Source organism: Mycetocola sp. CAN_C7, from assembly GCF_015752285.1.
Lineage (GTDB): Bacteria > Actinomycetota > Actinomycetes > Actinomycetales > Microbacteriaceae > Mycetocola_A.
In genome coordinates this window covers 243775-269282 of the sequence record NZ_JADOUY010000002.1, presented here as the reverse complement: position 1 = coordinate 269282, position 25508 = coordinate 243775, and the positions used below count along the sequence as shown (strand labels likewise).

Sequence of the window (25508 nt, the reverse complement as noted above, 5' to 3'; positions counted from 1 at the left end):
GATCTATCCGTTCGCCGTGCACGGAAAAAACCCCTGACAATCCTTGATTGAGAGGGATCGTGTCGGCCCGAAATCAGTCCTTACTGGAGCAACCACTACATGACAACCGCAACGACCGCCAAGCAGGTCGCTATCAACGACATCGGATCGGCTGAAGACTTCCTGGCCGCGGTCGAGAAAACACTGAAGTTCTTCAACGACGGAGACCTCATCGAGGGCACCGTCGTCAAGATCGATCGCGACGAGGTTCTCCTCGATGTCGGCTACAAGACCGAGGGTGTCATCCCCTCGCGCGAACTTTCCATCAAGCACGACGTCGACCCGAGCGAGGTCGTTCAGGTCGGCGACATGGTTGAAGCCCTTGTCCTCCAGAAGGAAGACAAAGAAGGCCGCCTCATCCTGTCGAAGAAGCGCGCACAGTACGAGCGTGCGTGGGGCGACGTCGAGAAGATCAAGGACACCGATGGCGTCGTGACCGGTTCGGTCATCGAGGTCGTCAAGGGTGGCCTCATCGTCGACATCGGCCTCCGCGGCTTCCTGCCTGCATCGCTGATCGAGTTGCGCCGGGTCCGCGACCTGACGCCGTACCTCGGTCAGGAGATCGAAGCGAAGATCCTCGAACTCGACAAGAACCGCAACAACGTCGTTCTGTCGCGTCGTGCACTTCTCGAGCAGACGCAGTCCGAGAGCCGCACCACGTTCCTCAACAACCTCCAGAAGGGCCAGGTCCGCAAGGGCGTCGTCTCGTCGATCGTCAACTTCGGTGCGTTCGTCGACCTCGGTGGCGTAGACGGACTCGTCCACGTCTCCGAGCTCAGCTGGAAGCACATCGAGCACGCCTCTGAGGTCGTTGAAGTCGGCCAGGAAGTCACCGTCGAGATCCTCGAGGTCGACCTCGAGCGCGAACGCGTCTCCCTGTCGCTCAAGGCGACGCAGGAAGACCCGTGGCAGGTCTTCGCCCGCACCCACGCCATCGGCCAGGTTGCACCGGGTAAGGTCACCAAGCTCGTTCCGTTCGGTGCGTTCGTTCGCGTCGCAGACGGCATCGAGGGCCTCGTGCACATCTCCGAGCTCAGCGGCAAGCACGTCGAGCTCGCCGAGCAGGTCGTCTCCGTCGGCGACGAGGTGTTCGTCAAGGTCATCGACATCGACCTCGAGCGCCGCCGGATCTCGCTGAGCCTCAAGCAGGCCAACGAGGGCGTCGACCCCGAGGGCACCGAGTTCGACCCGGCACTCTACGGAATGCTCACCGAGTACGACGACCAGGGCAACTACAAGTACCCTGAGGGCTTCGACCCGGAGACCAACGAGTGGAAAGAGGGCTTCGACACCCAGCGCGAGAAGTGGGAGCAGGACTACGCTGCCGCCCAGGCTCGCTGGGAAGCTCACAAGAAGCAGGTTGCCACCGCCGCGACCGAAGAGGCAGTCGCCGCTGCCGCTCCGTCCGCCGGTTCCGCCTTCTCGAGCGAGACGGCCGGCGCAGGCACGCTCGCCGACGACGAGTCGCTTGCGGCTCTGCGCGAGAAGCTGACCAGCAACTCCTAAGCACCACAACACCCGACTGGCCGGTCCCGAAATGGGGCCGGCCAGTCGGCGTCTCATCCGCCCTGTCCCGCTTGTTGGGGGCTTCGTTTCTTACTCCGCCTGATAAAGTTGGCGGAGATGCTGCGAGTTCGGGCGGCTCCATATCCATCATCATGTGAAGGGACGACGTGGACGTTGGTTCTCTGAGGCACTACCTGGCTACCGACATCTCCAACGAGAAATCGCTCAGGAACAGCCCGCAGCAGGAGCGAAGTCGTCAGAGCCTCGAAGCAATCCTTCGAGTCTGCGGCGAGATCATCGACGAATCCGGGCATGCCGGCGTGACGACGGCCGAAGTGGCCAAACGCGCTGAGATGGCGATCGGGACCGTCTATCGCTTCTTCCCCGACCGCATCGCCCTCATGCTCGGCGTCTACCAGTACATGCAGGACCAGTACGTGGCGCTGTGCATCGACAAGCTCCTCGAAGCCGACCCTGCAACCTGGCAGGAAACGCTCGGCATCATGACAGACACGTCCGTCCTCGCCCGGCGCACCATCCCCGGCTTCAAGGCAACCCAGTACCGCATCCTCGGAGACGAAGAGAGCCAGGAACAGTACCTCAAGGGGTCGAACGAGTACATCGCCGCCCTCGCCGGGCTTCTCTCACAGTTCGATTTCCCGACGGACGAGCGCTGGATCGTGCACCTCAACGTCGCCGTCGAACTCTCCAGGGCACTCCAGCGCCTCGCTTTCGACGCATCGTCCGACGGGGACCCCTGGCTTCTGGCCGAGGCACGTTCCGTCCCGGTCGGCTACCTCGAGGGCCACCTCGTTCCTGCCGCCTAGGCCGGATCCCATCGCCACCGTGTACCTGATCGGACTGACCGGCGGAATCGCCTCCGGCAAATCCACCATCGCCAGGCGGCTCGCCGAACTCGGGGCCGTGCACATCGATGCCGACCAGCTCGCCCGCGAAGCTGTCGAACCCGGAACCAGTGCCATCGCGTCAATCGCCCACCGGTTCGGAACGGCGGTCCTGCATGCAGACGGCAGCCTCGACCGAGCCGCGCTCGGAAGCATCGTCTTTTCCGACCCGGCATCCCTGGCAGCGCTCAACGCGATCGTGCACCCGGCCGTCCGCCACCTCACCGCAGTCCGGATCGCGGATGCCGAGCGGAACGACCCGCAGAGCGTCGTCGTCTACGACGTCCCGCTTCTCGTCGAAGCGCAGGTACCTCACCGGTTCGACCTCGTCGTCGTCGCCCACGCAGCGGTCGACACCCGGATCGAACGACTGACCACCGCACGAGGGATGACTCCCGACGAGGCTCGCAGGCGGGTTGCGTCCCAGGCCAGCGATGGTGAGCGACTGGCCGTCGCCGATCTCGTGATCGACACCGACGGCGACCTTGACGCCACCCTCGCTCAGGCGGACGCTCTCTGGGAGAGAGTCCGCCGGGCCGCCTAGCACGGACAGGCCTGCGGGGTCCGATGTCAGTGGACGTGCCTAGACTCGAATCATGCAACCCACGCGCTCCGTGCACCCTTTCGAGGTCATCAGTGAATACACTCCGAGCGGCGACCAGCCCAAGGCGATCGCCGAGCTGAGCGGCCGCATCAACGCCGGAGAGACCGATGTCGTGCTCCTCGGTGCGACGGGTACGGGCAAGTCGGCGACGACCGCCTGGCTGATCGAGGCCGTCCAGAGGCCCACCCTCGTTCTCGCGCACAACAAGACGCTCGCGGCCCAGCTGGCCAACGAGTTCCGTGAGCTCATGCCCAACAACGCGGTCGAGTATTTCGTCTCGTATTACGACTACTACCAGCCTGAGGCCTACGTCCCGCAGACCGACACTTTCATCGAGAAGGACTCCTCAGTGAACGCCGAGGTCGAACGGCTCAGGCACTCGACAACGAACTCGCTCCTCAGCCGGCGAGACGTGATCGTCGTCTCGACGGTGTCGTGCATCTACGGCCTCGGGAAGCCCGAGGAATATCTGAACGCGATGATGGCACTGCAGATCGGGCAGCGGGTCGACCGTGACTGGCTGATCCGCAAGTTCATCTCGATGCAGTACAACCGCAACGACGTCGACTTCTCCCGCGGCAACTTCCGGGTGCGTGGCGACACCATCGAGATCATCCCGGTGTACGAAGAGCTCGCCATCCGCATCGAGATGTTCGGCGACGAGATCGAAGGGCTGTACTCGCTGCACCCGCTCACCGGTAACGTCGTCCGCAAGCTCGAGTCGGTCTCCGTCTTCCCCGGATCCCACTACGTCGCAAGCACAGACGTCATGCAGCGCGCGATCGGGACGATCCAGCACGAATTGGAGCAGCGGCTCGCCGAACTCGAACGCCAGGGCAAGCTCCTCGAAGCCCAGCGCCTGCGGATGCGCACCATGTTCGATCTCGAGATGATGCAGCAGATCGGTTTCTGCTCGGGCATCGAGAACTATTCGCGGCACATGGACGGTCGGGGGCCGGGGGAGGCGCCGCACTGCCTCATCGACTACTTCCCCGACGACTTCCTCGTCGTCATCGACGAGTCGCACGTCACGGTGCCCCAGATCGGTGCGATGTACGAGGGCGACTCCTCGCGCAAGCGCACACTCGTGGAGCACGGGTTCCGGCTCCCGAGCGCGCTCGACAACCGTCCGCTCAAGTGGAACGAGTTCAAGAACCGCGTCGGCCAGACCGTCTACCTGTCTGCCACTCCCGGGCGGTACGAGATGGGCATCGCCGATGGCATCGTCGAACAGATCATCCGGCCGACAGGGCTCATCGATCCGCACATCGTGGTGAAGCCGTCGAAGGGCCAGATCGACGACCTGCTCGAAGAGATCCGGCTGCGCGCGAGCCGCGACGAGCGGGTGCTGGTCACGACACTCACCAAGAAGATGGCCGAGGAGCTCACCGACTTCCTCACCGAAGCGGGAGTGCGGGTTCGCTACCTGCACTCGGACGTCGACACTCTGCGCCGGGTCGAGCTGCTCAGCGAGCTGCGCCAGGGCGTCTACGACGTACTGGTCGGCATCAACCTGCTCCGTGAAGGTCTCGACCTGCCTGAGGTCTCGCTGGTCGCGATCCTCGACGCAGACAAAGAGGGCTTCCTCCGGTCATCCACCTCGCTCATCCAGACCATCGGTCGCGCCGCTCGCAACGTTTCCGGTGAGGTACACATGTATGCAGACGTGTTGACCGATTCGATGAAGAAGGCCATCGAAGAGACCGATCGCCGACGCGAAAAGCAGGTCGCATACAACCTGGAGAACGGCATCGACCCGACTCCTCTGCGCAAGAAGATCGCAGACATCACGGATGCACTGGCTCGGGAGGGCGCCGATACCGAGGCGATGCTCGCGAACCGCGACTCCCGCAGAAAGAGCCCGACCCCACGCCTCCGACGTGAGGGCATCGCATCCGAGGGCGCCGCCGAACTCGAGGGCATCATCGCCGACCTCAACGGACAGATGCTTGCGGCGGCGGCTGAACTCAAGTTCGAGCTGGCCGGGCGGCTCCGCGACGAGCTCTCCGATCTCAAACGTGACCTCAGGCAGATGGAGAAGGCGGGCCACCTGGGCTGACCGGCGATCCGTCGACGCCGTACCGTCCGAGAAGCGGAACGAACGTTACGCCGCCGAGGTCATCGATTCGGGGAGGGCCGATTCCCGTCCGGGTGATCCGCTGAAGTCGCTGACCGTATCGGGGAACCCCGACAGGCAGGATGATTCTCCCGCCCACGCTCAGTTGATCGAGCCAGGGTTGCGGAACCCGCGGCGCGGCGGCCGCGACGACGATCGCGTCATACGGCGCGGCGGCCGGCCAGCCGAGGCTTCCATCGCCGATCACGACCTCCACGTTGTCGTAGCCGAGCCGCGCGAGCACAGCGGCGGCGCTGCGGGCGAGACCGGGATGCCGTTCGATCGAGACCACGCTGTCGACGATCTCGGCCAGTACTGCCGCCGCATAACCTGAGCCTGTGCCGACATCGAGCACACAGCTCGAGCGGTCGAGCAGTGCGGCCTCAGCTGTCAGCGCGACGATGTACGGCTGCGAGATCGTCTGCCCATCGGCGATCGGAAGCGGATGGTCCTCGTATGCGCTCTCCCGGGACGAGGCGCGAACGAATTCTTCCCGCGGAACCCGGCGCATGGCATCCAGAACGTGTCGATCGCTGATGCCCCTCGCCTGGATCTGCGTCGCGACCATCGCCTCGCGCCGGGCTGCGTAGCCGTGCATTGTCTCATTGTCCACCGCGAGGACGGCGATGTCAGTGGGTCGACGTAGACTCATCAGGTGTCAATTTCGAAGGTAAATTCAGCATCAAAGCTCAGCGTCCGCGGTGCCCGCGTGCACAACCTGCACAACGTCGACCTCGACATCCCCAGGGACTCGCTCGTCGTCTTCACCGGCCTGTCCGGTTCCGGAAAATCGTCCCTGGCCTTCGACACGATCTTCGCCGAGGGGCAGCGTCGCTACGTCGAGTCGCTCTCGGCGTATGCGCGCCAGTTCCTCGGTCAGGTCGACCGTCCAGACGTCGATTTCATCGAAGGCCTGAGCCCGGCGGTGTCGATCGACCAGAAGTCGACCAACCGCAACCCGCGTTCGACCGTCGGCACCATCACCGAGGTGTACGACTACATGCGACTGCTGTGGGCTCGCATCGGCGTTCCGCACTGTCCTGAGTGTGGCGAGCCCATCCAGCGCCAGACGGTGCAGCAGATCGCCGACCAGCTGATGGAACTCGAAACCGGCACCAGGTACATGGTGATGAGCCCGGTCGTGTCGCAGAAGAAGGGCGAGTTCGTCGACCTCTTCAAAGAGCTCGCCGCGAAGGGCTTCGCCCGCGCCATGGTCGACGGTGAGCAGATCCAGCTGAACGAACCACCGGTCCTCAAGAAGTCGTACAAGCACGACATCTCCGTCGTGGTCGACCGACTCGTCGCTGGGCCTGAGGCCCTCAGCCGGCTGACCGATTCACTCGAAACCGCCCTCGGCCTCACCGACGGGCTGGTACAGATCAAACTCGTCGACGAAGAGGGGGCCGATTCGATCCGGTCGTACAGCGAGAAGCTGTCCTGCCCGAACAACCACCCGCTGCAGCTCACGGAGATCGAGCCGCGCACGTTCAGTTTCAACGCGCCGTTCGGCGCCTGCCCCGAGTGCTCGGGGCTCGGCACGCGGATGTCCGTCGATCAGGACCTCCTCATCGGAGACTCAGAGCTCAGCATCGACGACGGGGTCATCATCCCGTGGACGACGCAGGGCAAGGGCCTCTACCAGTACTACGAGAAACTCCTCGAGGGTCTCGCCCGCGACCTCGACTTCTCTCTGCGCACCCCGTGGAAGAAGCTGCCGAAGAAGGTCCAGGAGGCCGTCCTCCGCGGTGAGAACTTCAAGGTCAAGGTCAAGTGGAAGAACCGCTACGGGCGTGAGGTGAGCTACACCTCGGGTTTCGAAGGCGTGATGCCGTACATCGAACGACAGTACGCCCAGGCAGAGACCGATGTGCAGCGCGCGCGCTGGGCGGAGTACCTGCGCGAGATCCCGTGCCCCGTGTGCGACGGCAAGCGGCTCAAGCCCGAGGTCCTCAGCGTTCTCATCCACGGCGTCAACATCGCCGACGTCGCCGAACTGAGCCTCAGCGATGCCCGCGCCTTCATGGACCGCATGGAACTGAGCGACCGTGAGGGCATGATCGCCGCCCAGGTGCTCCGCGAGATCAAGGTGCGGCTCGACTTCCTCATCCAGGTCGGCCTCAACTATCTCAACCTGTCTCGCACCGCCGGATCGCTCTCCGGAGGTGAGGCACAGCGCATTCGCCTCGCGACCCAGATCGGGTCCGGGCTCACCGGGGTGCTCTACGTGCTCGACGAGCCGAGCATCGGGCTTCATCAGCGCGACAACCGCAGACTCATCCAGACACTCGTGACGCTGCGCGACCTCGGTAACACCCTCATCGTGGTCGAGCACGACGAAGACACGATCCGCACGGCCGACTGGATCGTCGACATCGGCCCAGGCGCGGGCGTCAACGGCGGCACCGTCGTGCACTCCGGATCGTACGACGACCTGCTGGCCAACACGCGGTCGCTGACGGGCGACTACCTCTCCGGCCGCAAGGAGATCGAGATCCCGGACACCCGCCGCCCGGTCGACCCGGAACGGATGATCTCGGTCGTCGGCGCCGAAGCGAACAACCTGCACAAGGTGACCGTCGACTTCCCGCTCGGCACCTTCACCGCCGTCACCGGTGTGAGCGGGTCGGGCAAGTCGTCGCTCGTCAACGACGTGCTCTACCGTGTACTCGCCAACAAGCTCAACGGCGCACGCAAGGTTCCAGGCAAGCACACCCGTGTCACCGGTCTGGACCAGCTCGACAAGGTGATCCACGTCGACCAGGCACCGATCGGTCGCACACCGCGCTCCAACCCGGCCACGTACACGGGGGTCTTCGACCGCATCCGTACCCTCTTCTCCGAGACGATCGAAGCCAAGACCCGCGGCTACCTGCCCGGCCGGTTCAGCTTCAACGTCAAGGGCGGACGCTGCGAGGCCTGCTCGGGTGACGGAACGATCAAGATCGAGATGAACTTCCTCCCTGACGTGTACGTCGCCTGCGAAGTGTGCGGGGGAGCGCGCTACAACCGCGACACCCTGTCGGTGCACTACAAAGGCAAGAACATCGCCGAGGTCCTCGACATGCCGATCGCCGAGGCGGCGGACTTCTTCGAACCGATCACGTCGATCCACCGCTACCTGAAGACTCTGGTCGAGGTCGGTCTCGGGTATGTCCGGCTCGGCCAGAGCGCGACGACGCTGTCCGGTGGTGAGGCCCAGCGGGTGAAGCTCGCGACGGAACTGCAGAAGCGCACGAACGGTCGCAGCATCTACGTGCTCGACGAGCCGACGACGGGGCTGCACTTCGAAGACGTCCGCAAGCTTCTGCTCGTGCTCAACAGCCTCGTCGACAAAGGCAACACGGTCATCGTCATCGAGCACAACCTCGACGTCATCAAGTCCGCCGACTGGCTCATCGACCTCGGGCCTGAGGGTGGAGCGGGCGGTGGCCGCGTGCTCGCGACCGGGACTCCCGAAAAGCTTGCCACCGTCAAGAAGAGCCACACCGGGTATTACCTCAAGGAGGTTCTTGAGGCCGGCGAGATCGTCGCCCGTAAGGCCGGATAGGTGGCATCGACCCTCAGCTACCGACCTCGCCCCGGTGAGATTCCGACCAGCCCGGGCGTGTACCGGTTCCGTGACGACTCCGGTCGCGTGCTCTACGTGGGCAAAGCGAAAAATCTCCGTGCCAGGCTCAGCAACTATTTCGCGCCGTTGCCGAGCCTGCACGAACGCACCAGACGAATGGTCACGACAGCGACCGGGGTCGAATGGACCGTCGTCGGGAGTGACATCGATGCGCTCCAACTCGAGTACACCTGGATCAAGGAGTTCGAGCCACCGTTCAACGTCAAGTTCCGCGATGACAAGACCTACCCGTACATGGCGGTCACTCTCGGAGACGAGGCCCCCCGCGTCCTGGTAACCAGAAACCCACGGATTCGGGGCGCCAAATACTTCGGGCCGTACCCGAAGATCTGGGCGGTGCACGAGACCATCGACCTGATGGTCAAGGCCTTTCCGATCAGAACCTGTTCCGACTCCAGTTACAAACGGGCGATGCAGTCCGGCCGGCCCTGCTTCCCCGGGCAGATCGGACGCTGCGGCGGTCCGTGCTCCGGACGCGTCACCATCGACGAGCATCGCCATCTGGTCGACGATTTCGTGAGCTTCATGAACGGGAACGACAAGCGGTTCACCACCGAGGCGACGAAACGCATGCGTGAAGCCGCCGCCGTGCAGGACTACGAGTCCGCCGCCAGGTACCGCGACCGCCTGCAGGCACTCGAGGCCGTTCTCGACAAGAGTGCCGTCGTGCTGAAGGACTCGGTCGACTCGGATCTTTTCGGGCTGGCCCACGATGAACTCTCTGCAGCCGTCCAGCAGTTCATCGTCCGTTCAGGACGCATCCGCGGTGTCCGGTCGTGGACGGTCGACAAGGAACTCGACCTGTCCGCCGCCGAACTGGTCGACAGCATCCTGCAGCGAGCATACGATTCCGGCGGGGTCGTCGACATCCCGCGCGAGATCCTGGTGCCCGAGCTACCCGAGGATGCCGTCGAGCTCGAAGCCTGGCTCGCCGGTTTGCGCGGAAAAGGAAAGGTGCGTCTGCGCACGGCGCAGCGGGGCGAGAAGGCCGCGCTGATGCAAACCGCGGAGATCAACGCGAAAAATGCGCTCAAGCTCTACAAAACCCGCCGGAGCGCGGATTTCGTCGCCCGCTCCCAGGCACTCACCGACATTCAGGATGCCATCGGCATGGAACAGGCTCCTCTGCGCATCGAGTGTTTCGACGTCTCGCACCTGTCTGGCACGAACATCGTTGCGTCGATGGTCGTCTTCGAAGACGGCCTGGCACGAAAAGACCAGTACAGGCGATTCAGTATCGCCGAGTCCACCGACGACACCGAATCGATCTACCAGGTCCTCAGCCGACGGCTCGCCTACCTCACCCATCCTGAACCAGAGCCCGACGACACCGACCCTGAAGCCGACGCCGTCGCCAAACCCCGCAAGTTCGCGTATCCGCCGCAACTTCTCATCGTCGACGGCGGTCAGCCCCAGGTCCAGGCTGCTCAACGCGCCTTGCTCGAATCCGGCCGGACAGACATCCAGCTCGCCGGGATGGCCAAGCGCCTCGAAGAGATCTGGCTGCCGGACAGCGATTACCCGGTCATCCTTCCGAGGAACTCCGAAGCCCTGTTCCTATTGCAACGGGTCAGGGATGAGGCCCACCGGTTCGCCATCACCTACCAGCGCACGAAACGCCGTAAAGACATCTCCAGCGTGCTCGCAGACATCCCGGGGCTCGGGCCAGCCAGGGTGAAGGCTCTCCTGCGTCATTTCGGCTCCGTCGCCAGGCTCAAGGAGGCGGCTCCAGACGCCATCACCGAGGTCGCCGGCATCGGGCCGGCTCTCGCGACAGCAATCCATGCCCAGTTGAACAGTCGGTAGGCTGGGGGAGAAGCCTCATCACGTCGATTCTCCGACGACTCCGCGACGACACGGAAAGTGCAGGAACCCGGTGGAACAGCCGATCCCTCAGCAGGAAGTACTGATCGTCACCGGCATGTCCGGCGCGGGCAGGTCGACGGTGGCGAACGCCCTCGAGGATCTCGACTGGTACGTCGTCGACAACCTCCCGCCCCAGATGCTCAAGCCCCTGATCGACCTTGCCGAGCGCGCTGAGGGCGCCCTCCCGCGAATCGCCGCGGTTGTCGATGTCCGCGGGCGCGACTTCTTCAGCGACCTGCAGCAGATGATCCAGTCGCTCCGGTCGGGCACCAAGCTTCGCGTCGTCTTCCTCGACGCCACGGACGCGGCCCTCGTCCGACGCTTCGACGCCGTACGCCGACCCCACCCGTTACAGGGCGGCGGAACGATCCTCGACGGCATCGCCAGCGAACGTGCGCGCCTGGCGACCATCCGCGAGTCGAGCGACATCGTCATCGACACCTCAGATCTCAACGTGCACCAGCTGGCCACGAAAGTGTCCGAGTACTTCGCTGCCGAGGGAACTCCGGGGGTCAAGCTCACCGTGATGAGCTTCGGTTTCAAATACGGACTTCCATCGGATGCCGACACGGTCGCAGACGCCCGATTCCTTCCCAACCCGTTTTGGGTTCCCGAGTTGCGGCCGCATACTGGACTGGACGCCGAAGTCAGCGACTTCGTACTCGGGCAGCCGGGCGCCCAGGAATTCCTGGACAGTTATGCCACTGCCCTCACCCCGGTTCTCGCCGGATATCAGCGCGAGAACAAGCGATTCGCCACCTTCGCGATCGGCTGCACCGGCGGTAAGCACCGCTCGGTCGCCCTCGCACTGCAACTCGCCGACCGGCTCGCGCAGCTGCCGGGTGTCGCTGTAAGCGTCAAACACCGCGACCTCGGGCGCGAATAACAGCGCAGCGCTGCCGAATACACATGAACACACGAGATGGGACAACGATTGGCACTGACTGCTGAGGTCAAAGAAGAACTGGCCGGAATCGTGGAAACGAAGACAGCCGTACGAGCAGCGGAGCTCACCTCGATCCTTCGCTTCAGCGGTGGGCTCCACCTCATCTCGAGTCGTATCGCCATCGAAAGCGAACTCGACACGCCCCAGCTCGCGCGACGCATCCGTAAAGACCTTGCAGAGTTGTACGGTGTCCGCAGCGATGTGAGCATGATCAGCGGGTCAGGAACCCGCCGTGGCGAGAGCTACCTCGTTCGGGTCCAGGACGGCGGCGAAACACTCGCCAGGCAGACCGGACTCCTCGACGCCAGGCGTCGGCCGATCCGCGGACTGCCCAACCGGCTGACGACAGGCACGCGAGCCGAGCTGGCCGCCGTGTGGCGAGGCGCATTCCTCGCAGCAGGCACGCTCACCGACCCCGGTCGATCAGCCGCCCTGGAAGTCACCTGCCCCGGAAACGAGTCGGCCATGGCCCTCGTCGGCGCGGCTGGCCGACTCGGCGTCTCCGCGAAGGCGCGCGAAGTGCGTGGAGTCCACCGTGTGGTCATCCGTGACGGCGAAGCCATCAGCGCGATGCTCGTACTCATGGGCGCCCTCGGAACGGTGAAGGCGTGGGAGGAACTGCGCCAGCGCCGCGAGGTCCGCGCGACCGCGAACAGGCTCGTGAACTTCGACGACGCGAACCTCCGCCGTTCGGCGCAGGCGGCCGTCGCCGCGTGCGCCCGGGTGGAACGAGCCATGGAAATCCTTTCCGGCGACATCCCCGAGCATCTCCGGTACGCCGGTGAACTGCGTCTGAACCACCGTGAGGCGAGCCTCGACGAACTCGGTCACCACGCCGATCCGCCGATGACGAAGGACGCCATCGCTGGGCGCATCCGCCGGCTTCTCGCCATGGCAGACAAACGGGCACAGGATCTCGGACTCCCCGGCACCGACGCAAACCTCCCGCCTGACCTGGACGACGTCTGACGTGCTCCCGTCATGAGGACCCGGTTGATGGGATGACCTGACTAGACTGGAAAAGTCGTTCTGAGCCGCGCCAACCGCGGCCAACGGCGCAAGAAGAGGAGAGAAACAATGGCTGAATACACCCTCCCTGACCTCGGATACGACTACGCGGCTCTCGAGCCGAGCATCTCCGGGGCGATCATGGAACTGCACCACTCCAAGCACCACCAGGCATACGTCACCGGAGCGAACACGGCACTCGCCCAGCTCGCCGAGGCACGCGATTCCGACAATCTCGCCAACGTGAACAAGCTTCAGAAGGACCTCGCGTTCAACCTGGGCGGACACGTCAACCACTCGATCTTCTGGACCAACCTCTCGCCGAACGGTGGAGACAAGCCCACCGGCGAACTCTCCGCGGCGATCGACGACTTCTTCGGATCGTTCGACAAGTTCCGTGCCCACTTCACCGCGGCCGCACTCGGCGTGCAGGGCTCGGGCTGGGCAGCACTCGTCTGGGACTCGATCGGCCAGAAGCTGATCATCCAGCAGTTCTTCGACCAGCAGTCGAACTTCGCCGCAGGCACTGTGCCCGTGCTGATGCTCGACGTCTGGGAGCACGCCTACTACCTCGACTACAAGAACGTCCGCGCCGACTACGTGAAGGCGTTCTGGAACATCACCAACTGGGAAAACGTCGCTGAACGCTTCGTCTCCGCCCGCGAGAAGACCGCCGGGCTGCTGCTACTGTCATAACCGACATGGTCGTCCGGGGCTTTCCCCGGACGACCATTCCCATCTTCCGACCACACTGCACAACAAAAACGCGCTTCGGCGCCTCAGCAACAGGAGAGATCCTTGTCCGTAAAGATCGGCATCAACGGGTTCGGCCGCATCGGCCGCAACTACTTCCGCGCAGCTCTCGCCAAGGGCAGCGACCTCGAAATCGTCGCGGTCAACGACCTCACCGACAACAAGACCCTCGCGCACCTCCTCAAATACGACTCCATCACCGGTCGCCTCGACGCCACGGTGGAGTTCGACGAGGAAAAGATCGTCGTCAACGGCAAGGCCATCAAGGTCTTCTCCGAGCGCGACCCCGCGAACCTGCCCTGGGGCGAACTCGGAGTCGACATCGTGATCGAGTCGACCGGCTTCTTCACCAAAGCCGACGGCGCGCGCAAGCACCTCACCGCCGGTGCCAAGAAGGTCCTCATCTCCGCTCCCGCTTCAGGCGAGGACGCGACATTCGTCATGGGTGTGAACGAAGACCTCTACGACCCCGAGAACCACCACATCATCTCCAACGCCTCGTGCACGACGAACTGCCTCGCACCACTCGCGAAGGTCTTCAACGACGAATTCGGCATCGAACGCGGACTGATGACCACCGTTCACGCCTACACCGCCGACCAGAACCTCCAGGACGGCCCGCACAGCGACCTGCGCCGCGCCCGCGCTGCCGCCGTCAACATCGTCCCGACCTCCACGGGAGCAGCCAAGGCCATCGGCCTCGTCCTCCCGGAGCTCAAGGGCAAGCTCGACGGCTTCGCACTGCGCGTTCCGATCCCCACCGGCTCCATCACCGACCTCACCATCGAGTCGTCGCGTCCGGTGACCATCGACGAGGTCAAGGCCGCATACAAGGCCGCGGCAGAGGGCCCCCTCAAGGGCATCCTGCTCTACACCGAGGACGAGATCGTCTCCAGCGACATCGTCACCGACCCGCACTCGTCGATCTTCGACGCCGGCCTCCTGCGCATCATGGGCAACCAGGTCAAGCTCGTCGCGTGGTACGACAACGAGTGGGGTTACTCCAACCGCCTTGTCGACCTCACCGAGTACGTCGCAGACCGTCTCTAGAGACGCTGACCAAGCCGTGTCGCTTCGTACACTCGAATCGCTGGGTTCGCTCGCCGGCACGCGCGTCGTCGTTCGGTGTGATCTCAACGTCCCTCTCAAGGACGGGGTCATCACCGACGACGGGCGCGTGCGTGCGTCGCTTCCCACACTCAATGCCCTGATCAACCAGGGCGCCCGCGTCGTCGTCGTGTCGCACCTCGGGCGTCCGGACGGCGCGCCTGACGCCCGGTACAGCCTGGCACCGGTTGCACAGCGGCTGTCCGAGCTGCTCGGCTCTCCCGTCGCGTTCGCATCTGACACCGTCGGGCAGGCAGCTTCGGATGCTGTCAACGGGCTGAACGACGGCGACATCGCCGTTCTTGAGAACCTCCGGTTCAACCCGGGGGAGACCAGCAAGGACGAAACGGAGCGCACGGCGTTCGCGGAGAAGCTCGCTGCCTTCGGTGACGCATTCGTTTCAGACGGATTCGGCGTCGTTCACCGCAAACAGGCCAGCGTCTTCGAACTGCCGAAACTTCTGCCGAGCGCCGCCGGGCAACTGATCTCCACCGAGCTCGATGTCCTCGACCGCCTCACCGAATCACCCGAGCGACCGTACACGGTCGTTCTCGGTGGTTCGAAAGTCTCGGACAAGCTCGGCGTCATCGGGCACCTCCTCCCGCGGGTCAACACGCTTCTCATCGGCGGAGGGATGCTGTTCACCTTCCTCGCTGCTCAGGGCCACAAAGTCGGCTCCAGCCTGCTCGAAGAGGACCAGATCGACACGGTCAGGGGATACCTTGCCGAAGCCGAGAAACTCGGCGTCGACATCGTCCTTCCGACGGACGTCGTCGTTGCTGCCTCGTTCAGCGCAGACGCTGACCACCGCGTCCAGCCCGCCAATGCAATCGAGGACACCCCGTTCGGCTCCGCCGGTCTCGGTCTTGACATCGGTCCTGACACGTCCGCGCACTTCGCCGAGATCATCCGTTCGTCGAAAACCGTTTTCTGGAACGGTCCGATGGGCGTCTTCGAACTCGCGCCGTTCGCGGCCGGAACGAAGACGGTCGCCCAGGCGCTCACCGAGGTCGACGGGCTCAGCGTCGTCGGCGGTGGAGATTCAGCGGCCGCCGTGCGAGCTCTCGGTTTCGAAGACACTTCATTTGGACACATATCGACCGGTGGCGGTGCCAGCCTCGAGTTCCTCGAGGGCAAGCACCTTCCCGGGCTGGAAATCTTAGGATGGCAACAGTGACGAACTCCGTACGCAGGACCCCGCTCATCGCGGGGAACTGGAAGATGAACCTCGACCACCTGCAGGCCATCGCCTTCGTGCAGAAGCTGGCCTGGGGCCTGGCGGACGCCAAGCATGACGCGTCATCCGTCGAGGTCGCGGTGTTCCCGCCGTTCACCGACCTCCGCAGCGTGCAGACGCTGATCTCGGCAGACAAGCTGCCGATCGCGTTCGGCGCCCAGGACGTCTCCGAGCACGAATCGGGTGCCTACACCGGAGAGATCTCCGGCGCTTTCCTGGCCGGACTCGACTGCCGCTACGTGATCATCGGGCACTCGGAGCGTCGCACCCTGCACGCCGAGTCTGACGAGCAAGTCGCCGCCAAGGTCAAGGCGGCGCTCAAGCACAACCTCGCCCCGATCATCTGCGTCGGCGAAACCGCTGAGGATCTCGAGAAACACGGTCAGAGTGCCGTCCCGGTCGCGCAGCTGAAAGCGGCCATCGAAGGAATCTCCTCGACCGTCGACATCGTCGTCGCGTACGAGCCGGTATGGGCGATCGGATCCGGACAGGCCGCAACGCCTGAGCAGGCCGAACAGGTCGCCGCAGCTTTGCGTGCTGTTCTCGTCGAGACGCTCGGAGAGGATGTCGCGGCAAAGACGCGCATCCTCTACGGCGGTTCGGTGAAAGCATCCAACATCGCCGGTTTCATGCGCGAACCGAACGTCGACGGTGCTCTCGTCGGCGGTGCCAGCCTCGATCTCACCGAGTTCTCGAGCATCGTGCGCTATCAAAAGCACGTGGGACTCTAGCACTCGCGCGGTCACGCTATAATTGAGGGCGGTTCATGGAACTCCATGGCCGCCTCATGAAAGGTCCTTTGTGGAGATTCTTCAGGTCGTTCTGCAGGTGGTGCTCGGTGTCACGAGCCTCCTGCTCACATTCCTCATCCTCTTGCACAAGGGGCGCGGCGGTGGACTGTCGGATATGTTCGGTGGCGGTATGGGGTCGAGCCTCGGCTCGTCCGGTGTCGCCGAGCGTAACCTCAACCGTTTCACCGTCGTACTCGGTCTCGTTTGGTTCAGCTCGATCGTGGCACTTGGTCTCATCACCAAGTTCGCGTCGGGCGCGTAGGAGGACATATGGCTGCCGGAGGTAGCGCAATTCGTGGTTCACGTGTGGGGGCAGGCCCCATGGGTGAGCAGGATCACGGTTTCCATGCCGATCGGGTCGCAGTTTCGTACTGGGACATCCTCGGCAACGAGACGGTCCGGTACTTTTCGGCCACTCTGCCGGATGAGGAGATCCCCGACGTCATCGACAGCCCGTCGTCAGGACTTCCCGCCGGCCGCGACCAGGCCAACCCGCCCGAGGTCGCAAAGCTGGAGCCGTACAAGACCCACCTCGCTTACGTGAAGGAACGCCGCACCGAGGAAGAGGCCGAAGCCCTCCTCGACGAGGCCCTGCAGCAGCTTCGCGCCCGGCGCGGAACGGCGTCGGCTCAATAAGCCAGTCCGTCAGTGTCCGTCAGTCAGGCAAAACGCCTGAGCAACGAAGAAGCCCCTGTCGAATCGACAGGGGCTTCTTCGTGTACCAGACCTGGAAGTCCCGCCAGAATGCAGTAGTGGCGCGAAAAGCTGAGCTCTTTGAGCCACTGCTGCACTCTCGACCACCGAGCCGGCTCAGTAGGTCGGTGCGATCAGGCTTTCGGGAACCTCGGATGCCGCATCCGAGTCGACGAAGAAGACGGTGCGCTTGCGGCCCTTCATGCCGGCGATCGGGACTTCGGTGTACGCGGCGCCGGCGAGGGCGAGGCCGAGCACCGATGCCTTATCCGATCCGGACAGTTCGACCCAGATCCGCTGTGACGAGTTGATCGCGGGCCGGGTCAGGCTGATGCGTTCAGCCGGCGGCTTGGGGGAGTTGCGCACAGCAACCACCATGGCGTCGCGCTCGAGGACCTCGGGCCGGTCGGGGAACAGGGATGCCGTGTGACCGTCGGGTCCGACCCCCAGGAACGTGATGTCGAACCGTGGAAGCCCGGTATCACCGTCTCCGTGAGCGGCGAGCTCTCCGGCATACGCCGTCGCTGCAGCATCGAGATCGAGAGAACCGTCTGATGCCGGGCAGGCGTGGATGTTCTCTGCTGGGATGTCGATGTGATCGAGCAGGGCTTCGCGAGCCTTGACCTCGTTGCGTTCGGGGTCAGCGGCCGGCAGCCAGCGCTCGTCACCCCACCAGAAGTGCACGCGCGACCAGTCGACGCTGTCGCGCGCAGGGGAGGCGTTGATCGTAGCCAGCACCTTGATGGCGATCCGTCCGCCCTCGAGCACGATGTTCACCCGATCGTGATCGTCGAGCAGGTCGACCGTCTTGGTGAGGAAGCGCGCGGTGATCGATGCCGCGAGGGCATCGCTGTCGGCGTGGACGAGCACACGTCGTTCGTTGGTCATTCAGTTACCTTCCCGGGGAGCGTTGTCGGCTCCGAGCTGCCGTACACCCTTGGTGATCACTTCACCGTACAACGGATCAGGGTCGAGACGACGCAACTCCTCGGCGAGGCAGTCGCGCATGCTCCGGCGGGGGAGCGTGAGTTCGTGGGTCGGCTGGTTGGGCTGGGTGAGGATCGCGACGACGTCTTCCGGCCGCTCGAGCACGATCTCGCCGCTGGCGCGGGTCAACCGGACACCGTGGATGCCGGTGTCTCCCGATCCTCGCGGGGTCAGCTCCTGCGTCACAGGCACCTGCAACTGCATCTGCAACCAGGCGGCGAGCAGCACCGTGGAAGCTGAATCCGCGGCCCCGGCGACGGTCACAGCCGTGACCGCTTCGTACGGCGGCTGGTCGAGCACCGCGGCAAGCTGGGCGCGCCACAGCGTGAGCCGTGTCCAGGCGAAGTCGGTGTCACCGGGTGCGTACGACTTCGACAGTTCGACGAGAGCAGAGTGCGGGTCCTCGTGCTCGGAGGCATCAGTGATGCGTCGCTGCGCGATGTGGCCGATGGCCGTTGTCGCGACGTCCGCCGGCGCTTCGATCGGCCACCAGGCGACGACGGGCGCGTCGGGGAGAAGGAGTCCGTTCACGAGGCTCTCTTCGTTGCTTGCAGCGTCGCCGTAAGCGCGGAGGATGATCACCTCGGATGCTCCGGCGTCACCGCCGACCCGGATCTGCGCGTCGATCCGTGCGGCTTCTCCGGTGCCCTCCGGGATTCGCGACAACACGAGAACCCGCATCGGGTGCTCTCGAGAGGCGTCGTTTGCGGCCTCGATGGCCTCCTCCTCCTCGCCCAGCTGGGAGACGATGACGAGAGTGAGCACTCGTCCGAGCGCGACGGCTCCACCGTCTTCACGCAAGGTGACGAGCTTCTTCGACAGCTTGCTGATCGTAGTGTCGGGCAGATCGACAATCATGGTCGCCTCCAGGTGCGTCCGTCGCGCGCCAGGAGCGCGTCGGCGGAATCGGGGCCCCAGGAGCCCGGCTTGTACTGTTCGAGCGGCCCGCCCTGTGCGGCCCAGTATTCCTCGATCGGATCGAGGATCTTCCACGACAGCTCCACTTCCTGGTGCCGCGGGAAGAGGGGCGGGTCGCCGAGGAGGACGTCGAGGATGAGCCGCTCGTATGCTTCGGGGCTGGCTTCGGTGAAGGCGTGCCCGTAGCCGAAGTCCATGGTCACGTCGCGGACCTGCGTTCCTGCGCCCGGCACTTTCGAACCGAAACGGATCGTGACGCCCTCGTCGGGCTGCACCCGGATCACGAGGGCGTTCTGGCCGAGTTCGGAGGTCTGGCTTTCGGCGAAGAGGAACTGGGGCGCACGTTTGAAGACGACGGCGATCTCTGTGACGCGTCGTCCGAGGCGCTTGCCTGCCCGCAGGTAGAACGGAACTCCGTCCCAGCGCCTTGTCTTGATATCGAGCCGCATCGCCGCGTACGTCTCAGTGGTCGACTCGGGCGACATGCCGTCTTCTTCGAGGAAGCCAGGCACTTTCTCGCCGCCCTGCCATCCGCCGGCGTACTGGCCGCGAGCCGTCGCAGCACCGAGGTCGGCGGGGAGGGACACCGCGGCAAGAACCTTCTCCTTCTCGGCGCGAAGATCCTTCGCGTCGAAGGAGAGCGGCTCTTCCATGGCGGTGAGCGCGAGGAGCTGCAGGATGTGATTCTGGATCACGTCGCGGGCAGCACCGATGCCGTCGTAGTAGCCGGCTCGCCCGCCGACACCGATATCCTCGGCCATGCTGATCTGCACGTGATCGACGTAGTTCGAATTCCAGATCGGCTCGAACATCTGGTTGGCGAAACGCAGGGCCAGGATGTTCTGGACGGTCTCCTTACCCAGGTAGTGGTCGATCCGGAACACGGAGTCCGGCGGGAAGACCGATTCGACGACCGCGTTCAGTTCCCGCGCGGTCTTGAGGTCTGAACCGAACGGCTTCTCGATGACCACACGTCGCCACTGGCCCTCACTGGCATCCGCGAGTCCTGACCGACGCAGTTGCTCGGTGACCTCGGGGAACGCCTTCGGCGGGATGGAGAGGTAGAACGCATGGTTTCCCATCGTGCCGCGCTCGGCATCCAGCTTCTCGACCGTCTCTTTGAGTTGCTCGAATGCAGCGTCGTCACCGAACTCACCTGGCACGAATCGGATGCCCTGGGCGAGCTGGTTCCAGACTTCCTCGCGGTATTCCGTGCGCGCGTAGGCCTTGACGGCCTCGTGCACGACCTGCTCGAAGTCCTGGTCTTCCCAGTCTCTCCTCGCGAAACCGACCAGGGAGAACCCGGGGGGCAGAAGCCCTCGGTTGGCCAGGTCGTAGACGGCAGGCATCAGCTTCTTGCGTGACAGGTCACCTGTCACGCCGAAGATGATGAGACCACTCGGCCCGGCGATCCGGTTCAGTCGACGATCGGAGTCCAGCCGCAGCGGGTTGGATTCCGGGGTGATATCCACGGGGGACATACAGCTCCTCAGTGAGAGCGAACACCAGCTGAAAGCTAGTTGATCGCCTCGTACAGTGACACGATGTTGTTGTCTGGGTCGGTCAGGTTCAACGTGACGACCGGGCGACCGGCATCCGCGAGAACGCTGGCGTCGCCCTGGGCCTGGGCCTGGATCAGCTGCCCGAAGGTGAACGGGCGACCCGGGACCTCGAGATCCGTCTCCGAGTCCTGTGTGATCTGCAGGAATACCCCGACAGCCGGGCCTCCCTTGTGGAACTGACCGGTGGAATGCAGGAACCGCGGGCCCCAACCGAAGGTGACCGGACGTCCGGCGATCCCGGCGAGCATCGCACGAAGGCCCTCCAGCTGTGGGAACGCGACGCGGTCGACGTAGGCCTGCACAGCAAGGTAGCCGTTCCCGTCGAGCCGGCCGACGAGAGTGTCGATGGCCTCCTTGACCGTGCTGGCGCCTCCGAGGACGTCCGCGTTCCCGCGGACCTCGATCCCGTTGTCGACGAACAGCGGAGCGGCGGGAGCCGGACGTGCGTCCAGCAGACCGCGCGTGGCGATCTTGGCCGACTCGACGTCCGGCTGATCGAACGGGTTGATCCCGAGGATCCGGCCGGCGATCGCGGTGGCATACTCCCAGACCAGGATCTGTGCCCCGAGCGTTCCCGAGACGAGGATTTCGCCCTCGTGACGGTCGTGCGGGAACAAGTGAAGGGCAGACGCGTCGTCCACGAGTCGCACCACCTGGACGTCGTCGTACGCACCGGAGATCTCGGGGGCGAGCGTGTCGACGACGACGGGCAGCAGCCCAGTGCCTTCCTTGCCCGTTGACTCGGCAATGAGCTGCTCAGCCCAGTCGGCGAAACCGACGATGTGTGTTCCGTCTGCAACGATGGCCAGCTTGTCGCGCAGCGGCGACGTGCCGGCGATCGCAGCACCGAGGATGAGACCCGGATTGTGCTTGTCGTCGATCGACAGTTCGACGGCGACCGAGTCGGCCTCGTCGAGGAGAGCACCGACGTCGACCCCGGCCAGCCCGGAGGGGACCAGGCCGAATGCCGTGAGCGCCGAATAGCGTCCGCCGACGTTGGGGTCAGCGTTGAATACGCGGTATCCAGCCTCACGGGCAGACGCGTCGAGCGGAGAACCGGGGTCGGTCACGACGATGATGCGGCCGCGCGGGTCGATGCCTGCGTCGGTGAACGCCTTCTCGTAGACCCGTCGCTGGCTGTCGGTCTCGACAGTCGAACCAGACTTCGACGAGACGACGAGAGCGGATGCCTCGAGTCGGTCGTTCAGAGCCGCGAGCACCTGGCCGGGCGCCGTCGAGTCGAGAACCGTGAGGTTGCCGCCGAGCGTCCTGGTGATCACCTCGGGAGCGAGCGACGATCCGCCCATTCCGGCGAGGACGATGTGCTCGACACCCGCCTCGGCGAGTTCCGCGCGCAACGCTTCGATCTCAGCGACCAAGGGGCGAGACACGGTCGTCGCTTCGGTCCAGCCGAGGCGTTTGCCTGACTCGTCCTCTGCGCCCGGACCCCAGAGTGCGGCATCCTGACCGGTGATTCCCGACGCGACCAGGTCGGTCACAAGGGTCGGGACCACCGCATCGACGGCGGCCCTGGCTGCGCCGCTGACGTGGATCCTGAAGCTCACTTCGCGGCCGCCAGCGCCTGGGTGACGGTGTCGAGCAGCTCGGTCCAGGAGACGACGAACTTCTCGACGCCTTCCTTCTCGAGGAGGGCGGTCACCTCGTCGTACGAGATTCCCAGTCCGGCGATCGCGTCGAGCACGGCATTCGCGTCGTCGTACGACCCGGTGACGCTGTCTCCCTCGATCTGGCCGTGGTCGAACGTGGCCTCGAGCGTCTTCTCCGGCATCGTGTTCACGACGCCGTCTGCGACGAGCTGCGTCACGTACAGGGTGTCAGGAAGGTTCGGGTCCTTCACACCGGTTGACGCCCACAGGGGGCGCTGCTTGTTCGCGCCTGCGGCGAGGAGTCCTGCTGCACGCTCGGAGGCGAACGTCTGCTCGAACGCCTCGTAGGCGAGCTGGGCGTTGGCAACGCCGGCCTTGCTCTTGAGCGCGAGAGCCTTATCCGTGCCGATGGCAACGAGGCGCTTGTCGATCTCGGTGTCGACACGCGACACGAAGAATGAGGCGACCGAGTGGATGGTGGAGATGTCGATGCCTGCGGCCTTGGCCTGCTCCAGTCCGGTGAGGTACGCGTTCATCACCTCGCGGTAGCGCTGCAGGCTGAAGATCAGGGTCACGTTGACGCTGATGCCGGCGCCGATCGCCGCGGTGATGGCCTCGAGGCCTTCGACGGTCGCCGGGATCTTGATCATCACATTGGGCTTGTCGATCTTCGCCCACAGCTGCTTCGCCTCGCTGATGGTGCCTGCGGCGTCGTGGGCGAGGTTCGGCTCGACCTCGATCGACACCCGGCCGTCGAAGCCGGATGAGGCGTCATAGACGGGGCGGAAGATGTCTGCGGCGCGTGACACGTCTGCGGTGGTGATCTCGAAGACCGCCTCCGTGACACTCTTGCCTGCGCCGGAGAGCTCGGAGACCTGCTCGGCGTAGCTTTCGCCATTGCTGAGCGCACCGGCGAAAATCGTCGGGTTGGTGGTGACACCGACGACGTTGCGAGTGTCGATGAGCTGCTGCAGGCTGCCGGAGTCCATGCGTCCTCGTGACAGGTCGTCGAGCCAGATGCTGACGCCTGCGGCAGAGAGCTGGGCGGTGGGGGTGAATTCAGTCATTGATTCTTCTCCTTGTGCCCGGAACTACTTGCCGAGCGTTTCTTTTGCAGCAGCGATTACGGCTTCGGTGGTGATGCCGAACTCGCGGAACAGTGTCTTGTAGTCAGCCGATGCACCGAAGTGCTCGATCGAGACGGAACGGCCGCCGTCTCCGACGAGCTCCCTCCAGGTCAACGCGAGACCGGCTTCGACCGATACCCGGGCGGTGATCGCCTTCGGCAGAACCTTCTCGCGGTAAGCGTCATCCTGCTCGTCGAACCATTCGAGGCACGGAACGGAGACGACGCGGGCGTGAACTCCCTCTGCCTTGAGTGCTTCGCGGGCGTCGACAGCAAGCTGCACCTCGGAGCCGGTAGCGATGAGAATGACGTCAGGGGTGCCGTTCGAGGCCTCCGCGAGGATGTATGCGCCCTTGGACACGTTCGACGCTGCCGCGAACGTGTCGCCGGATGCTTCTCCGGTTCCACGCTCGAACACCGGAATGTTCTGGCGTGTCAGCGCGATGCCAGCGGGCCCGCCGCGACGCGTGAGGATTTCCTGCCAGGCGTATCCGACCTCGTTGGCGTCTCCGGGACGGACGACGGCGAGGTTCGGGATGGCCCGGAGCGTGGCGAGCTGCTCGATCGGCTGGTGGGTCGGGCCGTCTTCGCCGAGCGCGACGGAGTCGTGCGTCCACACGAAGATCGACGGCACGTTCATCAGTGCGGCCAGGCGAACGGCCGGACGCATGTAGTCGCTGAAGATCAGGAACGTTCCGCCGTATGCTCGGGTCGGTCCGTGCAGGGCGATGCCGTTGAGGATCGCGCCCATCGCGTGCTCACGGATTCCGAAGTGCAATACGCGGCCGTACTCGTTACCTGTCCACTCGTGAGTGGAGTGCTCGCTCGGAACGAAGGATGCCGAGCCCTCGATGGTGGTGTTGTTCGACTCGGCCAGGTCGGCTGAACCGCCCCAGAGTTCCGGGATGATCGGTCCGAGAGCGTTGAGCACCTTTCCGGATGCTGCGCGGGTCGACACGTCCTTGCCCGGCTCGAAGACCGGGAGAGCGTCTGCGACACCGTCGGGGAGCTCGCCAGAGAGCAGACGTTCGAGGAGCGCCGCGTTCTCCGGGTTCGCTGCCGCCCAGACGTCGAAGCCCTTCTGCCATTCGGCATGGTCGGCCGCGCCGCGCTCGACGGCCTTGCGGGTGTGTGCGAGCACCTCGTCAGAGACGACGAAGCTCTCAGCCGGGTCGAAGCCGAGGACTTCCTTCACCGCGGCGAGCTCGTCTGCACCGAGAGCGGAACCGTGGATCTTGCCGGTGTTCTGCTTCTTCGGGCTGGGCCAGCCGATGATGGTTTTGAGGATGATGAGCGACGGCTTGTCGGTCTCAGCCTTCGCAGCCTCGAGCGCGTCGTTCAGAGCGTGAAGATCTTCGACGTACTCGCCGGTCTTCTTCCAGTCGACGGTCTGGACATGCCAGTGGTATGCCTCGTATCGCTTGGCAACGTCTTCGGTGAAAGCGATGTTGGTGTCATCTTCGATCGAGATCTGGTTGCTGTCGTAGATGGCGATGAGGTTGCCGAGCTGCTGGTGGCCGGCGAGGGAGGATGCCTCGCTCGTGATGCCTTCCTGCAGGTCGCCATCACCGGCGATGACGTAGACGAAGTGATCGAACGGGCTCGAGCCTGCTGCGGCGTCAGGGTCGAGAAGCCCGCGCTCGAAACGAGCGGCGTACGCGAATCCAACAGCGGAGGCGAGGCCCTGACCGAGCGGGCCGGTGGTGATCTCGACGCCATCGGTGTGTCCGTACTCCGGGTGTCCGGGGGTGAGGGAACCCCAGGTGCGCAGCGCCTTGAGATCCTCGAGCTCGAGGCCGTAGCCGCCGAGGTACAGCTGGACGTACTGCGTCAGCGAGCTGTGGCCGACGGACAGCACGAAGCGGTCCCGTCCGAGCCAGTGCTGGTCGCTCGGGTCACGACGCATGACCTTCTGGAAGAGCAGGTACGCCGCTGGGGCAAGGCTCATGGCCGTTCCCGGGTGGCCGTTACCGACCTTTTCGACCGCATCCGCTGCAAGGAGGCGGGCGGTGTCTACCGCCGTATTGTCAATGGAATCCCATTGCAAAGCTGCCACTTTAGTGACCCTTCTGATCGAGATCGCCGGGCCATTTCTGACCCGCCGACTGA

The 25508-nt window shown here is 64.5% G+C and carries 21 protein-coding genes; 14 read left to right on the top strand and 7 right to left on the bottom strand.

Features of this window, described 5'->3' with window-relative positions; translation table 11 throughout:
* Window positions 1–99 precede the first annotated feature (99 nt).
* From rpsA to uvrB, 4 genes are all read left to right on the top strand, one after another.
* Window positions 100–1545, top strand: a complete 1446-nt coding sequence (rpsA, locus tag IWX78_RS04940; RefSeq protein WP_196832344.1) for a 30S ribosomal protein S1 — start codon at window positions 100–102, stop codon at window positions 1543–1545.
* Window positions 1546–1712: 167 nt separating this feature from the next.
* Complete coding sequence (locus IWX78_RS04935; RefSeq protein ID WP_196832343.1) at window positions 1713–2372, top strand: TetR/AcrR family transcriptional regulator; 660 nt, start codon at window positions 1713–1715, stop codon at window positions 2370–2372.
* Window positions 2373–2391: 19 nt separating this feature from the next.
* On the top strand, window positions 2392–2994 hold the full coding sequence (gene coaE / locus IWX78_RS04930; protein ID WP_196832342.1) for a dephospho-CoA kinase: 603 nt from the start codon (window positions 2392–2394) through the stop codon (window positions 2992–2994).
* Window positions 2995–3046: 52 nt separating this feature from the next.
* Window positions 3047–5113 carry an excinuclease ABC subunit UvrB gene (gene uvrB / locus IWX78_RS04925; protein ID WP_196832341.1) on the top strand — a complete coding sequence of 689 codons (2067 nt, stop codon included), beginning with the start codon at window positions 3047–3049 and terminating at the stop codon, window positions 5111–5113.
* Here uvrB and IWX78_RS04920 read toward each other — a convergent pair.
* Window positions 5079–5768, bottom strand: a complete 690-nt coding sequence (locus IWX78_RS04920) for a protein-L-isoaspartate(D-aspartate) O-methyltransferase (RefSeq protein WP_334684569.1) — start codon at window positions 5766–5768, stop codon at window positions 5079–5081. The genes uvrB and IWX78_RS04920 overlap by 35 nt on opposite strands.
* A gap of 57 nt (window positions 5769–5825) precedes the next feature.
* On the opposite strand from IWX78_RS04920, the gene uvrA reads away from it, so the two are divergent.
* From uvrA to IWX78_RS04870, 10 genes are all read left to right on the top strand, one after another.
* Window positions 5826–8717 (top strand): excinuclease ABC subunit UvrA, encoded by a 2892-nt coding sequence (gene uvrA, locus IWX78_RS04915; RefSeq protein WP_196832340.1) that lies wholly within the window; start codon window positions 5826–5828, stop codon window positions 8715–8717.
* Complete coding sequence (gene uvrC, locus IWX78_RS04910; protein ID WP_196832339.1) at window positions 8718–10604, top strand: excinuclease ABC subunit UvrC; 1887 nt, start codon at window positions 8718–8720, stop codon at window positions 10602–10604.
* A gap of 70 nt (window positions 10605–10674) precedes the next feature.
* Window positions 10675–11550: an RNase adapter RapZ gene (gene rapZ, locus IWX78_RS04905; RefSeq protein ID WP_196832338.1), complete on the top strand. Its 876-nt coding sequence runs from the start codon at window positions 10675–10677 to the stop codon at window positions 11548–11550.
* A gap of 48 nt (window positions 11551–11598) precedes the next feature.
* On the top strand, window positions 11599–12579 hold the full coding sequence (whiA, locus tag IWX78_RS04900; protein WP_196832337.1) for a DNA-binding protein WhiA: 981 nt from the start codon (window positions 11599–11601) through the stop codon (window positions 12577–12579).
* A gap of 108 nt (window positions 12580–12687) precedes the next feature.
* Complete coding sequence (locus IWX78_RS04895; protein ID WP_196832336.1) at window positions 12688–13314, top strand: superoxide dismutase; 627 nt, start codon at window positions 12688–12690, stop codon at window positions 13312–13314.
* A 102-nt stretch (window positions 13315–13416) separates the two neighbouring features.
* Window positions 13417–14421 carry a type I glyceraldehyde-3-phosphate dehydrogenase gene (gene gap / locus IWX78_RS04890; protein WP_196832335.1) on the top strand — a complete coding sequence of 335 codons (1005 nt, stop codon included), beginning with the start codon at window positions 13417–13419 and terminating at the stop codon, window positions 14419–14421.
* 16 nt (window positions 14422–14437) lie between these two features.
* Window positions 14438–15655 (top strand): phosphoglycerate kinase, encoded by a 1218-nt coding sequence (locus IWX78_RS04885; RefSeq protein WP_196832334.1) that lies wholly within the window; start codon window positions 14438–14440, stop codon window positions 15653–15655.
* On the top strand, window positions 15652–16446 hold the full coding sequence (gene tpiA / locus IWX78_RS04880) for a triose-phosphate isomerase (protein WP_334684568.1): 795 nt from the start codon (window positions 15652–15654) through the stop codon (window positions 16444–16446). Before IWX78_RS04885 ends, tpiA begins: the two co-directional genes overlap by 4 nt.
* A 70-nt stretch (window positions 16447–16516) precedes the next feature.
* On the top strand, window positions 16517–16768 hold the full coding sequence (gene secG, locus IWX78_RS04875) for a preprotein translocase subunit SecG (protein WP_196832332.1): 252 nt from the start codon (window positions 16517–16519) through the stop codon (window positions 16766–16768).
* An 8-nt stretch (window positions 16769–16776) separates the two neighbouring features.
* Window positions 16777–17142, top strand: coding sequence for an RNA polymerase-binding protein RbpA (locus tag IWX78_RS04870; RefSeq protein WP_196832331.1), 366 nt, complete (start codon window positions 16777–16779; stop codon window positions 17140–17142).
* A 174-nt stretch (window positions 17143–17316) separates the two neighbouring features.
* Here IWX78_RS04870 and pgl read toward each other — a convergent pair whose 3' ends face one another.
* Genes pgl through tkt form a run of 6 tightly spaced genes read right to left on the bottom strand, consistent with a single transcriptional unit; the run spans window position 17317 to window position 25455 of the window.
* Entirely contained in the window at window positions 17317–18087 is a 771-nt protein-coding gene (gene pgl, locus IWX78_RS04865; RefSeq protein ID WP_196832330.1) for a 6-phosphogluconolactonase, read from the bottom strand.
* Window positions 18088–19044: a glucose-6-phosphate dehydrogenase assembly protein OpcA gene (locus tag IWX78_RS04860; protein ID WP_196832329.1), complete on the bottom strand. Its 957-nt coding sequence runs from the start codon at window positions 19042–19044 to the stop codon at window positions 18088–18090.
* Window positions 19041–20585, bottom strand: coding sequence for a glucose-6-phosphate dehydrogenase (zwf, locus tag IWX78_RS04855; protein WP_196832328.1), 1545 nt, complete (start codon window positions 20583–20585; stop codon window positions 19041–19043). The genes IWX78_RS04860 and zwf overlap by 4 nt, the downstream gene beginning before the upstream one ends.
* A 35-nt stretch (window positions 20586–20620) precedes the next feature.
* The gene (locus IWX78_RS04850) at window positions 20621–22231 is read right to left on the bottom strand and encodes a glucose-6-phosphate isomerase (RefSeq protein WP_196832327.1); all 1611 of its coding nucleotides are present in this window, start codon (window positions 22229–22231) and stop codon (window positions 20621–20623) included.
* On the bottom strand, window positions 22228–23340 hold the full coding sequence (tal, locus tag IWX78_RS04845; protein ID WP_196832326.1) for a transaldolase: 1113 nt from the start codon (window positions 23338–23340) through the stop codon (window positions 22228–22230). The genes IWX78_RS04850 and tal overlap by 4 nt, the downstream gene beginning before the upstream one ends.
* A 24-nt stretch (window positions 23341–23364) precedes the next feature.
* A complete protein-coding gene (tkt, locus tag IWX78_RS04840; RefSeq protein WP_196832325.1) occupies window positions 23365–25455 on the bottom strand; it encodes a transketolase in 2091 nt (696 codons plus the stop codon).
* Window positions 25456–25508 lie beyond the last annotated feature (53 nt).

What these genes read in the sequence shown, in the direction of transcription:
- tal (WP_196832326.1), bottom strand. Translation starts at nt 23,340, where the DNA reads ATGACTGAATTCACCCCCACCGCCCAGCTCTCTGCCGCAGGCGTCAGC.
- rpsA (WP_196832344.1), top strand. Translation starts at nt 100, where the DNA reads ATGACAACCGCAACGACCGCCAAGCAGGTCGCTATCAACGACATCGGA.
- zwf (WP_196832328.1), bottom strand. Translation starts at nt 20,585, where the DNA reads ATGTCCCCCGTGGATATCACCCCGGAATCCAACCCGCTGCGGCTGGAC.
- IWX78_RS04920 (WP_334684569.1), bottom strand. Translation starts at nt 5,768, where the DNA reads ATGCACGGCTACGCAGCCCGGCGCGAGGCGATGGTCGCGACGCAGATC.
- uvrB (WP_196832341.1), top strand. Translation starts at nt 3,047, where the DNA reads ATGCAACCCACGCGCTCCGTGCACCCTTTCGAGGTCATCAGTGAATAC.
- IWX78_RS04870 (WP_196832331.1), top strand. Translation starts at nt 16,777, where the DNA reads ATGGCTGCCGGAGGTAGCGCAATTCGTGGTTCACGTGTGGGGGCAGGC.
- pgl (WP_196832330.1), bottom strand. Translation starts at nt 18,087, where the DNA reads ATGACCAACGAACGACGTGTGCTCGTCCACGCCGACAGCGATGCCCTC.
- IWX78_RS04860 (WP_196832329.1), bottom strand. Translation starts at nt 19,044, where the DNA reads ATGATTGTCGATCTGCCCGACACTACGATCAGCAAGCTGTCGAAGAAG.
- IWX78_RS04895 (WP_196832336.1), top strand. Translation starts at nt 12,688, where the DNA reads ATGGCTGAATACACCCTCCCTGACCTCGGATACGACTACGCGGCTCTC.